Source organism: Sphingobium agrisoli (assembly GCF_041877245.1).
Classification (GTDB): domain Bacteria; phylum Pseudomonadota; class Alphaproteobacteria; order Sphingomonadales; family Sphingomonadaceae; genus Sphingobium.
This window is the reverse complement of record NZ_JBHDJI010000001.1, coordinates 188,135-203,464: the sequence shown is the minus strand read 5'-3', so window position 1 is coordinate 203,464 and position 15,330 is coordinate 188,135. Positions and strand designations below refer to the sequence as shown.

The 15,330-nt window shown below is 63.2% G+C and carries 12 protein-coding genes and 1 tRNA gene; 9 read left to right on the top strand and 4 right to left on the bottom strand.

Annotated features, from left to right (window positions below; genetic code table 11):
* Window positions 1-24: 24 nt before the first annotated feature.
* A complete protein-coding gene (locus tag ACETPF_RS00965; RefSeq protein ID WP_373932397.1) occupies window positions 25-885 on the bottom strand; it encodes a hypothetical protein in 861 nt (286 codons plus the stop codon).
* 952 nt (window positions 886-1,837) lie between these two features.
* Here ACETPF_RS00965 and rlxS point away from each other — a divergent pair.
* The 3 genes from rlxS to ACETPF_RS00950 are packed head-to-tail and all read left to right on the top strand — an operon-like array spanning window position 1,838 to window position 4,572.
* Window positions 1,838-3,898, top strand: coding sequence for a relaxase/mobilization nuclease RlxS (gene rlxS, locus ACETPF_RS00960; protein WP_373932396.1), 2,061 nt, complete (start codon window positions 1,838-1,840; stop codon window positions 3,896-3,898).
* A gap of 60 nt (window positions 3,899-3,958) precedes the next feature.
* Window positions 3,959-4,393 (top strand): CopG family transcriptional regulator, encoded by a 435-nt coding sequence (locus tag ACETPF_RS00955; RefSeq protein WP_373932395.1) that lies wholly within the window; start codon window positions 3,959-3,961, stop codon window positions 4,391-4,393.
* Window positions 4,390-4,572, top strand: a complete 183-nt coding sequence (locus ACETPF_RS00950) for a helix-turn-helix transcriptional regulator (protein ID WP_373932394.1) — start codon at window positions 4,390-4,392, stop codon at window positions 4,570-4,572. Before ACETPF_RS00955 ends, ACETPF_RS00950 begins: the two co-directional genes overlap by 4 nt.
* Window positions 4,573-4,607: 35 nt before the next feature.
* Here the strand turns inward: ACETPF_RS00950 and ACETPF_RS00945 are convergent, their stop codons facing one another.
* On the bottom strand, window positions 4,608-5,858 hold the full coding sequence (locus ACETPF_RS00945) for a tyrosine-type recombinase/integrase (RefSeq protein ID WP_373932393.1): 1,251 nt from the start codon (window positions 5,856-5,858) through the stop codon (window positions 4,608-4,610).
* Window positions 5,859-6,022: 164 nt separating this feature from the next.
* A tRNA-Cys gene (locus tag ACETPF_RS00940) sits at window positions 6,023-6,096 on the bottom strand.
* Window positions 6,097-6,283: 187 nt separating this feature from the next.
* Between ACETPF_RS00940 and ACETPF_RS00935 the strand changes: the two genes are divergently transcribed.
* The 6 genes from ACETPF_RS00935 to ACETPF_RS00910 all read left to right on the top strand — a co-directional run bounded on the left by ACETPF_RS00935 (window position 6,284) and on the right by ACETPF_RS00910 (window position 13,545).
* A complete protein-coding gene (locus ACETPF_RS00935) occupies window positions 6,284-6,916 on the top strand; it encodes a protein-L-isoaspartate O-methyltransferase family protein (RefSeq protein ID WP_373932392.1) in 633 nt (210 codons plus the stop codon).
* 17 nt (window positions 6,917-6,933) lie between these two features.
* A complete protein-coding gene (locus ACETPF_RS00930; protein ID WP_373932391.1) occupies window positions 6,934-8,427 on the top strand; it encodes a TolC family outer membrane protein in 1,494 nt (497 codons plus the stop codon).
* A 71-nt stretch (window positions 8,428-8,498) separates the two neighbouring features.
* Window positions 8,499-8,960, top strand: coding sequence for a DUF2497 domain-containing protein (locus tag ACETPF_RS00925; protein WP_373932390.1), 462 nt, complete (start codon window positions 8,499-8,501; stop codon window positions 8,958-8,960).
* Between the two features lie 66 nt (window positions 8,961-9,026).
* Window positions 9,027-9,281, top strand: a complete 255-nt coding sequence (locus ACETPF_RS00920; protein WP_373932389.1) for a hypothetical protein — start codon at window positions 9,027-9,029, stop codon at window positions 9,279-9,281.
* A 76-nt stretch (window positions 9,282-9,357) separates the two neighbouring features.
* Complete coding sequence (locus ACETPF_RS00915) at window positions 9,358-12,039, top strand: valine--tRNA ligase (RefSeq protein WP_373932388.1); 2,682 nt, start codon at window positions 9,358-9,360, stop codon at window positions 12,037-12,039.
* Window positions 12,040-12,072: 33 nt separating this feature from the next.
* Complete coding sequence (locus ACETPF_RS00910; RefSeq protein ID WP_483882523.1) at window positions 12,073-13,545, top strand: MATE family efflux transporter; 1,473 nt, start codon at window positions 12,073-12,075, stop codon at window positions 13,543-13,545.
* Here ACETPF_RS00910 and ACETPF_RS00905 read toward each other — a convergent pair.
* A complete protein-coding gene (locus tag ACETPF_RS00905) occupies window positions 13,542-15,197 on the bottom strand; it encodes an ATP-binding protein (RefSeq protein ID WP_373932387.1) in 1,656 nt (551 codons plus the stop codon). The two genes, ACETPF_RS00910 and ACETPF_RS00905, sit on opposite strands and share 4 nt — an antisense overlap.
* Window positions 15,198-15,330: the final 133 nt, after the last annotated feature.

The window sequence follows — 15,330 nt, the reverse complement described above, 5'->3', positions numbered from 1 at the left end:
GTTCTCCGCGCAGAACTCCATCCCTCAGGCGACGGAATACGATGTTGTCGGCAGATGATGCGTAAGTGTCACCGTCATTCGCACGTTCGGTCCAAGGTCTACCGCTGTCACTCGGACTAGCTCAATGGTATCGGCTCGAAACACTAGGCCGTAATGATTTGCACTCTCGTCTGAGTGCCGGGTCGCTTCGAGAGTGCTAAGACGGCGAAGTGCTGCGCCGATTGGAATTTCGGCGGAGACTGCTGCCATTGGTTCGACGACCCGATCCTCCATTACGTTCATCAGCCGTGCGGCAGCGCAGTCGATGCGAAGAAGATTGTGCGCGAGTTCGTGTCCGATGCGAACCAATCCTAGCCCAGCCATCTTACCCCTGTGAACCTTATCATCCCGCAGCAATGCATTCCCGCCCTTATAGACTTGAACGAGCAGCCGCGCGCTTACGCGCCCGTTGGTACTGGACTGGGCCCACAGGAATTGTAGCTGTGCGCTGGCGTGCTTGCACCGATTGCAAAGGTTCGCAGTAAAACTGCGCAACCGCTGCCCAACGTTGCGAAACTCTTTGAGCGCTTGGCGCTCCCCTTTGGAGCATGGATTGATCCGGCTAGGTAGTAAATTAGTGTAGCAATCAAATAGCTCAGTTGCCTCATAAACAACGCGACGAAATATTGCGATCAGCGCTGTCCCGTCCGGTTTGAACTCAGCCTCAACATCTGCCAACTCATCAACGAATTCCGTAAACAGTATGCTGAATGCGCGCCAGCGTGCCGGCACGAGTTGAAGGGGGTGGGCTTCATCTTCCGCGCCTGCGAAATCGACGGTGCGGGTTGCACACGCGGTCAGAAAAGGAAGCTCGGGGTTGCCCTGAGAGGAAAGGGGAATCTGCATTGAACTGCATATAGGACGCGTTTGAACGTTTTGGCAGCTTTCGTGATCAGCGTACGGCTGTCTGCGTCGCGGTGATGAGGCGCGTAGCTGCTATGCATGTAGCCAAATCTACGACGGCTATCCGATGACCATGACCTGTCATTCCGGTTCGTCGAACGTAGCCGCCATTCCGTACCATAACAGCCACCGCCACGGGCTCTAATCGGGCGTCAAAATATCCGCCCAGAGGGCAATGTCCTGATAGATGCACATGCTTTCCGGGTCCTCCCAGCCTTCCCGGTCAGGGTCCCATCTGCCGATGACTGGCACATCATCGTCCCACAAAAGCATGCGACGGCCGTCTTTTCGGTCGCTCGGCAATGTAGAAATCGGGCTCCAGCCCGAGCTGCTTGGAACCGTCATAAGCGTCCCCTAGCTGGCGACGCCGTTGCCTTGGGCTTCCTTCGTCGCGCCTATGTCCACTCGGGGCGACGGCCGAAGCCGGATGTTGGAAACCCTGGCAAAGCACAGAGCGCATGCGCCTTTACCGGTAAGCCGGCTGGACATGCGCGCATGCCACCCGGCCGATAATTTCGACCGAGTTGCTTTGCATTTGGGGTTTCCACGCCCCACTCCCACGTATCTTGGGAGCGGTGGCAGATTGCTGGATTTGAGGAAGTAATCAAGGCAAATCGCGCCCCGTTTGGCTCTTGCAACATGCGATTTGCGTTGGAATATGCCTCTGTCTCACGCTGGAAATGCCGAAGTAGCGTGCGTTAAAGAGCCGCTTTGTAAAGTGACTTTAGCGAGCTCCAACCAGCATTCGCTCGACCGTTTCGCATTGTTCGGACTGACATCAGAAAGACATGTAGGCCCGAAATTGAGGGGGTTTAGGATACGGCAAGATTAAAGCCCTGCCTCCAACGGCGGCTGGCATCGGCGTCTGCACAGGGTTTCTTTTGGAGGCACGCCAATGAAGATGCCTCCACGTGCGGCGAAAGCAGCGCACCCTCGGCCCTTCAGGTGGAGGCCCTTGAAGCTAGCGCTGACCGCTTCCCATCCTTTCCTGCGAAAAGCGGGAAAGGACATCGATATGGCTGGTGGCGACGATTTCGATCTCTGGCTGGGGCATATTGGCCGCGACACGCCGACTGTCGGCAAGAGCCTAGCCCGAGCCCGTCGAGCGGGTGGGCGGTCATGTGCCGCCGCTGGTCGCTTCACGGGCGCACGTCTGGGTCGTGGCAACGGCGTCGGCCGCGTCCTTGGTCAGGGCTCGTCTCGGCCGCCTGTTGTTAGCCGCCGCGTGATGGTGAAAAGCCGCATTGTGAAGCTAGGCAAGGGCATGGCCGCGTCTGCTCATCTTCGCTATCTTCAGCGGGACGGAACAACCCGCGAGGGGCAGCGCGGATCACTCTATGGCCGCGATGCCGATCAAATCGATGGCAAGCCCTTCCTCGACCGCTCGAGTGGCGACCGCCATCAGTTCCGCTTCATCGTCGCTCCCGAAGACGGCGCACAATATGGTGACTTGAAGCCCGTGGTCCGCCGGCTGATGGAACAGGCTGAGAAGGATCTTGGCACGAAGCTCGACTGGGTGGCGGTCGACCATTTCAACACCGGTCATCCCCATGCCCATGTCATCGTTCGGGGTAAGGACGAGACCAGTAAGGATCTCGTCATCGCCCAAGACTATTTGACCCAGGGTCTTCGCGCGCGGGCCAGTGAGATCGTCTCTCTCGACCTTGGCCCTCGAACTCCGCAGGAGATCGCCGCCAGTGTGGCACGAGAGATCGAGCAGGAGCGCTTCACCAGCATCGACCGGGCCCTGATGCGGCAAGCCAATGAACAGGGCGTCATTGCCGTCACCCAGGCCGATCCGGGCCGGCATGCTTCGCTCATGGGGCGGCTACGCACGCTGTCCCGGCTCGGCCTTGCCGAAGAAGGCAACAATGGGCGTTGGGCGCTCGACCGCGAGCTGGAACCGACATTGCGCCGGATGGGCGAGCGCGGTGACATCATCCGGACGTTGAACCGCGAGCTTCAAGAAGCAGGCATCCATCGTCCACCCCACAGCAATAGCCTGTTCGATCCAGCGCATGACAGGGCGGTCATCGGCAGGGTCGTCGCGACGGGTCTCTCCGACGAGCATCGCGACCGCCGCTATCTCATCCTCGACGGGATCGATGGCCGCAGTCACTATGCCGATATCGGCGAGAACAAGCAAAGCTTTGTCACCGGGAGCATCGTTCGCCTGTCGCCTGCGCCCATTGAGGTGCGTGAGGTGGACCGCACAGTCGCCGAGATCGCTGGTCGAAACCAAGGCTGCTACAGCGTCGACACCCACCTCAAGCAGGATCCGCACATGACCGAGGATCGCGCACAGGCGCATGTGCGCCGCCTTGAGGCCATGCGACGCACGATCGGCAAGCCCGAAAGGCAGCCCGATGGGAGTTGGGTCATAGGGCAGGATCATCTTGCCGATGCCGAGCGCTATGAGCGGGAGAAGACCAGCCGCCTGCCCGTCCAGATCGAGACGCTGTCCACCAGACCGCTGGAACAGCTGCCTGGCCATGATGGCGCAACGTGGCTCGACCGTGAGTTGACCAGCGATCGGCCCGCGCCTCTGTCGGGCGGGTTCGGAGCTGAGGTGCGCAGGGGTCTGGTCCAACGACAGGCGTGGCTCGTCGAGCAGGGTCTTGCCGAGCGGGAGGGCCATGTATTGCGCACGCGTCGCAATCTGCTCGCCATCCTCCAGCAGCGCGAGCTTGACCGGACATGCGGGCAGATCGAGCAGGAGACAGGCCTCAGGCACGTCGCTCCTCAGCGCGGCGAACCCATCGAAGGCATTTACCACCGCTCGGTCATGGTCGGAGACAAGCGCTACGCGATGATCGAGAAATCACGCGAGTTCAGCCTTGTGCCCTGGCGGCCTGTTCTCGAGCGTGCGATCGGCAAGCCGGTGTCGGGTATCATGCGCGATGGCCCTATCAGTTGGACTATCGGTGGTAGGAGCCGGGGACTGGGCATCAGCTGACCGAATGGCCCTAGAAAGGCATCCCGTGACATCGGACAGGCACTGTCGCTCGAGTGCGGGATGTTCGATCCTGCCGTCATGAAGACGTGCAAGACCCGCCACCAGTTCTATCTTCCCGATGATCTGTCGGCGAAGCTGGACGCGCTGACTAGCAATCCAGGCACATCGAAGACGCAAGTCCTGACCGATGCGCTCAATGCCTGGCTTGAGCGCAAGGGTGCGCAGGAGTTGGATCAGCGCTTTGGCCCAAGGCTCGATCGCCAGAATCGCACAGCCGAGCGCCTCGAGCGCAAAGTCGACGCGCTGACCGAGATGCTGGGCCTGTTCATCCGGCATCAACTGACCTTGGTAGCCGATCAGCCGCCGTTCGACAGCGATACCGCTCGGCTGGGTCGTGCCCGCTACGTGAGCTTCATGAAGCTGGTCGAGCAGCGGCTGATGCGAACAGACAGCGGTGAAGCAACCGCCCTTGCCAAGCAGGAGGAGCAGTCATGAGCCTCGATCCAACGCCATCGCCGATCACTGTACGGATCAAGGATGCCTGCCGTATGACGGGCATCGGACGCTCCAAGATTTACCTGCTCATCGCCGAGGGCAAGCTTGAGACCGTCAAGATCGGCAGCATGACACTCGTCCGGGTTTCATCGATCGAAGCACTATTGAATGACACCTAGCCCACCCCAGCGAAGCCAGCGCTCTGACTTGTAGATCATGAGCCGCTGTGCCCGAACTTTGGGCGCAAAATCTTCGCACCCTCCCGCAGCTTGTCGAGATAATTTGACCAGTGCTGCATCATCCGGACACGTTCGTCCCAATATTGGCCCCGTGCGTAGGCCCGGCGGATGGAATTGCCGTCGGCATGTGCCAACTGGCGCTCGATGGCATCCGGATTCCAAGTCCCCATCTCGTTGAGCAACGTGGCCGCCATGGCGCGAAAGCCGTGGCCGGTCATCTGATCCTTGCTGAACCCAAGGCGACGCAGCGCCGCGTTGATCGTGTTGTCGGACATCGGCCGATCGAGGGCCCGCAGAGAGGGGAACAGGAAACTGCTGTAGCTGGGGTCGTGCTCTATCTCGCCAATGATGGCGATGGCTTGCTTTGAGAGCGGCACCGCATGAGGCCGGCGCATCTTCATTTTGTAGTCAGGGATCGTCCAGATCGCCTTGTCGAAGTCGAATTCGCTCCATTCCGCCCACCGCAGTTCACCCGGACGAACGAACAGATGAGGCAACAGCTTTAGCGCGACTCGCGTGAGGCCATGGCCATCGTAGTCCTCAATGGCGCGGAGCAATTCGCCAGCTTCCTTGGGTGTCGTGATAGCGGCGCGGTGGGTTGTTTTCGGACTGACGAGAGCTCCACGCAGATCGGCGCAAATGTCTCTCTCTGCGCGAGCAGTCGCGATGGCATAACGATAAACTTGGCTGCAGGTGCTACGGATGCGATTGGCGGTATCGTATCGCTTGGATGCCTCGACCTTTTTCAGAACCAGCAATAGCTCGTGGGCCGTTATTTCGGTGATAGGCCTTTTCCCAAGCGTGGGATAAGTCTGCTCTAGAAGCCATCGAGCCTTCTTCAGGGTCATGGGAGCCACGCCTTCCTTCTCGACCTTCTCCAGCCACTCTTTCGCGATGGTCTCGAAGGTGTTGGTGGCGGCAAGCGATTGGGCGATTTTATTCAGCTTCGCCTGCTCAAGGGGGTCGCGTCCCTTTGCGAGTTCGCGACGTGCCTCAAGGAGCATTTCCCGTGCGTCGCCGAGCAAGATTTCTGGCCATCGTCCAAAGGACAGCGTTCTTTGCTGGCCCCCGAAGCGATAGTTCATCCGCCAGTATCGGGTCCCCGAGGGTTTGACGAGCAGGTAGAGGCCATCGCGATCGGACAGCTTGTAGGCCTTCTCCCTTGGCCTCGCGTGCTTCACCGAATTCGCCGTGAGTCCAGCGCTGCGCTTTCCGCCTTCAGACATTGATGGACCTCCGAAACCCCGTCCGGGCCTTGGTCCATCATCCGTACCATCAATGTACTCGGATGGGGGTGGAACCGACCGAACTGACGTGGTCGATCATACCCGAAAAAATGGCAGAAAACAGCCATTCCGCGGACGTTCTTGGACGTCTCTGGAAGCAGAAATGGAGGCCCGAGCCGGAATCGAACCGGCGTGCAAGGATTTGCAGTCCTCTGCGTCACCACTCCGCCATCGGGCCTCGACAAGTGGGACGCCGCAAATGTGCGGCTTGGACGCCAATGTCAAGCGGGCTGTCCGCCGCTCCCCAAGAATCTTGGGGCATCGTATGCGAACCCGCTTGGCGCGGGCGATCCGCTGATTTAGAGGTCCGGTGATCCCCTTACTGTATTGCATTGCCAATACAGTTGTGCCAAGCGAGGAAAATCGTGACCGAGCAGAATTTCTCTTCGATGCGGGCCGCTATGGTCGAAAGCCAGCTGCGAACCAGCGACGTGGACGATCAGCGGGTCATCGCCGTGATGGCGCGGGTGCCGCGCGAGGATTATGTCCCTGCCGAACGACGCGCCGCCGCCTATATCGACCGGCCGGTGCCGCTGGGCCAGGGCCGCGCGCTCAATCCGCCTCTGGTGATCGGCCGGCTGCTGAAAGAAGCGCAGGTCGAAGCGGGCGACAAGGTGCTGCTGATCGGCGCGGCGAGCGGTTACACCGCCGCGCTGCTCGGCGAACTGGGCGCGCAGGTGACCGCGGTCGAGGAAGAGGGCGGGCCGGACGTGCGCGCGACTGGCGCGGCGCTGGTGCGCGGATCGCTCACCGCCGGCGCGGCCGATGGCGCGCCCTATGATGTGCTCTTCATCGATGGCGCGGTGGAGGAAGTGCCCGCCTCGCTCGTCACGCAGCTTGCCGACGGCGCGCGGGTCGTCACCGGCATCACCGACGGCGGCGTCACGCGCCTGTGCAGCGGGCGGGTGATCGGTGGCGTGCTGGGCCTCACCCGGCTGACCGATATCGAAATGGTGGTGCTGCCAGGGTTCGGCGCGCCCAAGGCTTTTGTGTTCTAAAGGATGGACGGGGGGAGATGACAGCGAAGCGCACTCATGATCGGCATCGTGCCGCAGCCGCACTGCTGTTGCTGACCTCTGCCCTCCCAAACCCCGTTTCGGCCGAAACGCTGCAAGGCGCGCTGGCCAAAGCCTATGCCTCCAACCCGACCCTCACCGGCGCGCGTGCCGGTCAGCGGGCGACGGATGAGGGCGTGCCATTGCAAAAGGCGAACGGCCGCCCCGCGCTCGACGTGCAGGCCAGCTATACCGAAAGCATCCTCAAGCCCACAATCAGCTTCACCTCGCCCCAGCGCACGCTGAACGCCCAGGCGCAGGTCACCGTGCCGGTCTATTCGGGCGGGTCGGTCCGTAACAGTATCAAGGCCGCCAAGACCCGAGTCGAAGCCGGACAGGCGGGGCTGCGCGGGACTGAGGCCAGTGTCTTTTCGCAGACGGTCGCGGCCTATCTGGACGTGATCCGTGACACCGCGATCGTCTCGCTCAACCAGGCCAATGTGAAGGTGCTGGAGGTCAATCTCCAGGCGACCAACGACCGCTTCGAGGTCGGCGACGTCACCCGTACCGATGTCGCCCAGTCGCAATCGCGGCTGGCGCTGGCGCGCTCCGACCTGCAATCGGCGCAGGCGAACCTGATCACCAGTCGCGAAAATTACATCGCGCTGGTGGGTGAGGCGCCCGACGCGCTTGAGCCACCCCCGGCGCTGCCGGGCCTCCCGGCCGATCCGAATGTCGCGGTGCAGGTGGCGCTCAGCGACAATCCCGACATCGCGGCGGCGAAGAAGCAGCGTGAGGCGCGCCGCTATGACGTTCGCGCGGCAAAGGGGACGGTCATGCCGAGCGTCTCCGCCTTCACCCAGGCCGGCTACACCAACTATCTCCATTCGCTCAACAGCAGCGCGCAGGACGCCAACGGCAATATCGTTGAAGGGCCGCAGATCAACAAGCAGGCGGCGGCCGGCGTTCAGATCAACATCCCCCTCTATCAGGGTGGTCGCCCGGCGGCGCAGGTGCGGCAGAGCCAGGCGCTGGAATCGCAGGCGATCGAGCAGGAGATCGAGGCGGAGCGCAGCGTTATCGCCCAGACGCGCGCGGCCTATGCCAGCTGGCAGGCGTCGCTCCAGACGATCGAATCGAGCCAGAAGGCGGTCGACGCCGCCGCCTTGTCGCTGGAAGGCGTGCGCGCCGAAAATTCGGTCGGCAGCCGGACGATCCTCGACATCCTCAATGCCGAGCAGGAATCGCTGATCGCGCGCGTCGAACTCGTGTCGGCGCGACGCAATGCCTATGTCGCCGGTTTCACGCTGCTTGCGGCGATGGGCCATGCGGAAGCGGACGACCTCGGTCTCGCCAGCGGCGCGCTCTACGATCCGATGGTCAATTATGAGCGGGTGCGCGGCAAATGGTTCGACTGGGACTTCGATCCCGCTCCCAGGCCCGTGGCGACCCGGACCGTCGATACGCCGGCCCAGAACGCCACCGTGCCGTCCGCGTCGGTCCAGCAACCTTAATCCCTTGTTAACCCGCGTCGGCCATTCTAAGGCTCCAAGGGTGCGCAATGGATTTTGGACGGGGACTTTCCATGGGTGACATGACCAAGGAACCCTCGATGGAAGAGATACTCTCGTCCATCAAGCGGATCATCGCCGAGGAGGGCGAGGAAGCGGTTCACGCGACCGCGCCGCGCCGGACCCGCGCGGAGCCGAAGGCCGTCGCACTCGCCCCGCCGGTCGAGGAAGTGCTGGAACTGACCGAAGAAGTCGCGGAGGAACCCATGCCCGCCCCCAAGGCTGCACCCAAGTCCGCCGCGCCGACCGCGAGCGACGACACGATCCTGTCGGTCGAGAGCGAAGTGGCTGCGCGCCATTCGCTCTCTGCCCTCTCATCGATGCTGATCGCGCCCGCGCCGGGGCAGGACAATACACTCGACGGCCTCGTCCGCGCGATGCTGAAGCCCATGCTGAAGGAATGGCTCGACGCTCACCTTCCCGCGCTGGTGGAAGAGATGGTGGCGAAGGAAATCGCCCGCATCACCGGCCGCTGATAGGGCAGGGCAGGGGCGCGTCCCGCCCCGCTTCCTTTTTTGCGACGCCCCATCCCATATTCCATGATGGACAGGCGCACCCCGACCCCCGGATTAAAGGCCGGGCTTCGAGGGGGTAGCGAAACGATGTCGGGCGGGCGCGCTGTTGGCCACGCCTTTTGCCGCTTCGCCCGCATCGGCGGCATCACCCGCGGGCGGCGGGACGCTGCCGCAACGCTCGGGATCGGATCGCAGCTCATTCCCTCTTTCGCGGACGATAAGGACAATCCGCCGATCAGGTTCGCCGCCCGCTTCGCCAAGGCGGAAGGGGTGACTGGCTGACGCTTTTGACCGGCTTCCGACGCGAAAGGCACCGCGCCATTTGACGTAGCCGCCGCCTTGCGTAAAGGCCGTGTTCATGACCGAACTGCCCAAGACTTTCGACCCCGCCGACATCGAGGCCCGCTGGTACGCGCATTGGGAGGCGAACGGACTTTTCCGTCCGGAACGGCCCGATGCCGTACCCTTCACCATCGTCAACCCGCCGCCCAATGTGACCGGCAGCCTCCACATCGGCCATGCGCTCGACAACACCTTGCAGGACATCGTCGTGCGCTACGAGCGGCTGCGCGGCAAGGATGCCCTGTGGGTGGTGGGCACCGACCATGCCGGCATCGCGACGCAGATGGTGGTCGAACGACGGATGAACGCGCAGGGCGAAAAGCGCACCGACTATAGCCGCGAGGATTTCATCGCGAAGGTGTGGGAATGGAAGGCTGAGAGCGGCGGCGCGATCACGCGGCAGTTGCGGCGCCTCGGCTGCTCGATGGACTGGGCGAACGAGCGCTTCACCATGGACGATGGCTTCTCCCGGGCCGTGGTCAAGGTGTTCGTGGAGCTGCACAAGCGCGGCCTGCTCTATCGCGACAAGCGACTCGTCAACTGGGATCCCCATTTCCGCTCCGCCATTTCCGATCTGGAGGTGGAGACGAAGGAGACGCAGGGCGGCTTCTGGCGCTTCCGCTACCCGCTCGCGGACGGGGTGACGCTGGCCGATGGGAGCGGCCATATCGTCGTCGCCACCACCCGGCCTGAAACCATGCTGGCCGACATGGCGGTCGCGGTGCACCCCGACGATCCGCGCTACCAGAGCGTCATCGGCAGGGAAATCCTCCAGCCCATCACCGGGCGGCGGCTGGCCATCGTCGGCGACGACTATGCCGACCCGGAGCTTGGGTCGGGCGCGGTCAAGATCACGCCGGGCCACGACTTCAACGATTTCGAGGTCGGCAAGCGGGCGGGCATCGCCGCCGGGCAAATGCTCAACATGTTCGACGCCGACGCAAAGGTCGTGCAGACCGCCGATGGCTTGGTGCCTGAACCATTCATCGGACTCGACCGCTTCGACGCGCGCAAGGCGGTGGTCGAGGCGATGAAGGCCGACGGCTTCCTCGTGCCCCATCTGAGCAAGACCAAGGAAGGCGATGAAATCGAAGCCGATTTCGAGCCGCGCACGATCCAGACCCCCTATGGCGACCGCTCCGGCGTGGTGATCGAACCCTGGCTCACCGACCAGTGGTATGTCGACGCCGCAAAACTGGCCGTCGCACCGACCCAGGCGGTGCGCAACGGCGCGATCGAGATCGTGCCGAAGACATGGGAAAAGACCTTCTTCAACTGGATGGACAATATCCAGCCTTGGTGCGTGAGCCGCCAGCTTTGGTGGGGGCATCGAATCCCGGCGTGGTTCGACGAGGATGGAAACGCCTACGTCGCTGAAACCGAGGAGGAGGCGCAGGCGCAGGCGGGCAACAAGAAGCTGGAGCGCGACAATGACGTGCTCGACACCTGGTTCTCCTCCGCGCTGTGGCCGTTCGGGACGCTGGGGTGGCCGGAGCAGAGCGCGCTGGTCGAACGTCATTATCCCAACGATCTCCTCATTTCCGGCTTCGACATCCTGTTCTTCTGGGACGCGCGGATGGCGATGATGGGACAAGAGTTCATGGGGCAAGTGCCTTGGCGCAAGCTCTACCTCCATGGTCTCGTGCGCGCGGCGGACGGGCAGAAGATGTCCAAGTCCAAGAGCAATGTGGTCGATCCGCTGGGCCTCATCGACAAATATGGCGCGGACGCGCTGCGCTTCTTCATGGCGGCGATGGAAAGCCAGGGCCGCGACGTGAAGATGGACGAGAAGCGGGTCGAGGGCTACCGCAACTTCGCGACCAAGCTCTGGAACGCCGCGCGCTTCCTTCAGGCGAACGGCGTCGCTGCATCCACCACCCACGAAGCGCCGCACGCCGCGCTGCCGGTCAACCGCTGGATCATTGCCGAGACGGTCGCAACCGTGCAGGCGATCGACACCGCCATGGCCGAACTCCGCTTCGACGCGGCGGCGAACGCTATCTATCATTTCGTCTGGGACCAGTTTTGCGACTGGTATATCGAGCTGACCAAAGGCGCGATGGATGATGAAACGCGCGCGGTGGCGGGCTGGGCGTTCGACCAGATCCTCGTCATGCTCCATCCCTTCATGCCCTTCATCACCGAAGAGCTGTGGAGCCTGACGGGCGCGCGCGAGAGCGAACTGATCGTCGCCCGCTGGCCGGTGGCGCTGGCGGCGGTGGACAGTGAGGCACAGGGTGAGATCGACTGGCTGATTCGGCTGGTGAGCGCGATCCGCACCGCGCGGACCGAACTCAACGTCCCGCCAGGCGCGAAGCTGCCCATGGTTGTCCGCGACGGCTCGGAGGAAACGCTTCGCCGGCTCGACCGGCAGGGCGTGGCGCTGGCCCGGCTGGGCCGGGTCGAGAGCCTGAGCTTCGGTGACGTGCCCCCCGGCGGCGCGGCGCAAATCGTCATCGACGAGGCGACATTCATCCTGCCGCTGGAAGGCGTGATCGACATCGCGGCCGAAAAGGCGCGCCTCGCCAAGGCGCTTGGCGCGGCGGAGAAGGAGCGGGATTCGCTGGGCAATCGCCTGTCCAACCCCGCCTTTGTCGAGAAGGCCAAGCCCGAAGCCGTCGCCAAGGCGCGCGAGGATCATGCCGAAAAGAGCGCGGAAGCGGAAAGGCTGAAGGCGGCACTGGAGCGGTTGGGCTAGTCAATCCCCCCCTGCAAGGGGAGGATGGTCATAATGTTGAGGGGCAAGGCGACGATGAGCGAACCAGCACCAGCCGCGCGCGACCTCACCCAGGGGCCGATCGCCTCGACGCTGCTGCTGTTCGCGGTTCCGACCCTTTTCGCCAACATCCTCCAGTCACTGAACGGATCGATCAACGCGATCTGGGTAGGCCGCTTCCTGGGGCCGCAGGCATTGGCGGCGACCGCCAATGCCAACATCATCATGTTCCTCATGTTCGCGCTCGTGTTCGGCTTCGGCATGGCCTCGACCGTGATAATCGGCCAGGCGATGGGCGCGCGCGACGTTCCCGCGGCGCGGCGCGCCTTTGGCTCCGCGGTGGGCTTCTGCTCGATCATGGGCCTCGCCGTCGCGGTCGGCGGCTGGATCGGCGCGCCGGCGCTGCTGCGGGCGCTGGCAACGCCCGCCGAGGCGTTCGGGCTGGCGCTCACCTATCTGCGCGTCATCTTCGTTGCGATGCCCGCGACATTGCTCAGCGTCATGATGATGATGGGTCTGCGCGGAGCGGGCGACTCGCGAACGCCGCTGATTTTCATGATCGGCAGCGTCGCCATCGACCTGATCCTCAATCCGGTGCTCATTCTGGGCCTTGGGCCGATCCCGGCCTTCGGCATCGCCGGCTCTGCGGCGGCGACAGCGGCGGCGGGCTTCGTCAGCCTGATCGGCCTTGTCGCCTTTTCCTATGCCAAAGACCTGCCGCTGCGGCTGCGGGGCGCGGAACTGCGCTGGCTCTGGCCGGCGGCGGACCAGCTGCGGCTGCTCTTCGCCAAGGGGCTGCCGATGGGGTTGCAGATGATCGTCATGTCCGGTTCCGCGCTGGTGATGATCGGGCTCGTCAATCGCGAAGGGCTGCTGGTGACGGCCGCCTATGGCGCGGCGATCCAGATATGGGGCTATCTTCAGATGCCGGCAATCGCGATGGGCGCGGCGGTCAGCGCCATGGCGGCGCAGAATATCGGCGCGGGGCGCTGGGACCGGATCGGTCGGATCACCCTCTACGGCCTTGGCTATCAGCTGGCGTTCACCGGCACGATGATAGCCGTCATCCTGCTATTTCACGCGCCGTTCCTCTCGCTGTTTCTGGGCGATCAGGCAGCGGCCATCGCGGCGGCCTGGCACATGCAACTGATCGTGACCTGGAGCTTCCTGCTGTTCGGATGCACGGTCATCCTGTTCGGCGTCATGCGCGGCAATGGCGTCGTGATGCCACCGCTCATAATCCTGACCTTCACCCTCTTTGGCGTGCGGCTCGGCTTCTATCATCTCGCTTATCCGGTGCTGGATGCCGACGCGCTCTGGTTCAGCTTTCCGGTCAGTTCGGCCATCGCGCTGTTGCTGGCGTGGGCGGTGTACGCGCAGGGCGGCTGGCGCAAGGCAAAGCTGCTGACGCCGGTTCACGAGGAAGAATGCCGGGAAACCGTTCAAAGCGAGGCGGAGCCCGCAGGGCGGATCGCGCCGGCCGGTTAGCGGCCCTGGTTGCGCCAGCGTGTGATGGTGCGGTCGAGAATGTCGTTCTCGCCCCCGGACTGCCGCCAAAGGTCGGTGAAGCTGGGGTCGCCCGACGCGGGCCGGCGATGCTCCTCCAGATTGTCGAGCGCGACGCGGATCGGCACGGCGACGCCCTCGCCGCAGATGATCGCTTCGCGGTTGCGCAGCGCCGGAATCGAATCGAGAAATCCGCGCGCGCCTTCGGGCATCGCCGCCTTCACGAACGCCTGGTCGCGGTCGTTGTTGAGGCGCATCGAAATGATCGTGCCGCATTGCGACAGCACGCCTTCGGCAAGGTCGGACGGACGCTGGGTGATGAGGCCCAGCGACACGCCATATTTGCGGCCTTCCTTGGCGATCCGCTCCAATATCTTGCGGACGGCCTGCCCGGCGCCCGAAGTGGAATTGGGGATGTAGCGATGCGCTTCCTCGCACACGAGCAGGATCGGCCGCTGCGGCTCGTCGCGCGCCCAGATGGCATAGTCGAAGACCAGCCGCGAGAGCACCGACACCACGGTCGATGTGATGTCGGATGGCATGGCCGACACGTCAATGATGGAGATCGGCTTGCCGTCGGAGGGGAGGCGGAAAATCTTGGCGATGAACGCCTGCATCGTGTCGGCGACCAGCATGCCGGAAAACATGAAGCTGTAGCGCGGGTCGGCCTTGATCTCGTCGATCTTGGTCTTCAGGCGCATATAGGGCAGCGAATTGGTGCCCTTGTCCAGCTTCCCCATCTCGTTCTGGAGGATCGTCGTCAGGTCCGACAGCAGATAGGGGATGGGCGAATCCACCGTCAGCCGGCCGATGCTTTCGGCCAGCCGGTTCTTCATCCGCGCGGCGAGCAGACATTTGGCGAGGATGTCGCAATCGACCGTGCGCTCCGATCCCGATGAGGTGACGAAAACCTCGCAATGCTCCTCAAAATTCATCAGCCAATAGGGGAGGGCGAGGTTGTTGACGTCATAGACCGCGCCGTTGCCGGCGAAGGCCGCGCCATATTCGCCATGGGGGTCGATCATGACGATATGCCCTTGGGGCGACAGGTCGCAAATGCGGTGGAGGATCAGCGCGGCGCTGGTCGACTTGCCGGTGCCGGTCGATCCCAGCAGCGCGAAATGCTTGCCCAGCATCGAATCGACATAGAGGGCGGCGCGCGTGTCGCTGGTCGGATAGACGGTGCCGATTTCCACATGCGCGCGGTCGTCGGCGGCGTAGATCTGCTGCATGTCGTGGCTGGAGACGGGGAAGATGTCGGTCCCCGGCGTCGGATAGCGCGTGACGCCACGGCGGAAGCGATAGATGCGCCCGGTTAGCCGTTCCTCGTCGCCCTCGCCCAGAAAGTCTATGTCGGCGATGATGCCCTGGCTCGCCTGATCGAGCGCCATTGCGCGGACGCTGGCGACGAGCCAGCTATTGCCGACGCGCATCTTCACCTGGCTGCCGACCTGCCCCGCCATCGCGACGCAGGGATCCTGGTCCTGCCCGAACAGCGCCAGCCGATGTGCGTCGATCAAGATCTTGGAACTGGACCCGGCGATCTGGAACACCATGCCCATCGACTGGATGTGGGCCATGTGGGCAGGCGCAGCGGCAGCAGTGAAGGATTGTGCGCCCGGCATATGGGTCATGAGCCTTTGTCGTCCCCTGAACCGGAACGTCTTCCGGCAAACAGGGTGGGTTTAGGCGGAATAGGTAAAGATTGACTTATGCACGCGCGCGTTTGCTCCATTCATCGCCGGCAAATGATTGACGCGCGATGAA

Bases quoted from the DNA above. Each gene is read 5' to 3' on its own strand.
- ACETPF_RS00910 (WP_483882523.1), top strand. From the start codon at position 12,073: ATGTTGAGGGGCAAGGCGACGATGAGCGAACCAGCACCAGCCGCGCGC.
- ACETPF_RS00965 (WP_373932397.1), bottom strand. From the start codon at position 885: ATGCAGATTCCCCTTTCCTCTCAGGGCAACCCCGAGCTTCCTTTTCTG.
- ACETPF_RS00915 (WP_373932388.1), top strand. From the start codon at position 9,358: ATGACCGAACTGCCCAAGACTTTCGACCCCGCCGACATCGAGGCCCGC.
- rlxS (WP_373932396.1), top strand. From the start codon at position 1,838: ATGAAGATGCCTCCACGTGCGGCGAAAGCAGCGCACCCTCGGCCCTTC.
- ACETPF_RS00950 (WP_373932394.1), top strand. From the start codon at position 4,390: ATGAGCCTCGATCCAACGCCATCGCCGATCACTGTACGGATCAAGGAT.
- ACETPF_RS00925 (WP_373932390.1), top strand. From the start codon at position 8,499: ATGGGTGACATGACCAAGGAACCCTCGATGGAAGAGATACTCTCGTCC.
- ACETPF_RS00920 (WP_373932389.1), top strand. From the start codon at position 9,027: ATGGACAGGCGCACCCCGACCCCCGGATTAAAGGCCGGGCTTCGAGGG.
- ACETPF_RS00905 (WP_373932387.1), bottom strand. From the start codon at position 15,197: ATGACCCATATGCCGGGCGCACAATCCTTCACTGCTGCCGCTGCGCCT.
- ACETPF_RS00945 (WP_373932393.1), bottom strand. From the start codon at position 5,858: ATGTCTGAAGGCGGAAAGCGCAGCGCTGGACTCACGGCGAATTCGGTG.
- ACETPF_RS00955 (WP_373932395.1), top strand. From the start codon at position 3,959: ATGTTCGATCCTGCCGTCATGAAGACGTGCAAGACCCGCCACCAGTTC.
- ACETPF_RS00930 (WP_373932391.1), top strand. From the start codon at position 6,934: ATGACAGCGAAGCGCACTCATGATCGGCATCGTGCCGCAGCCGCACTG.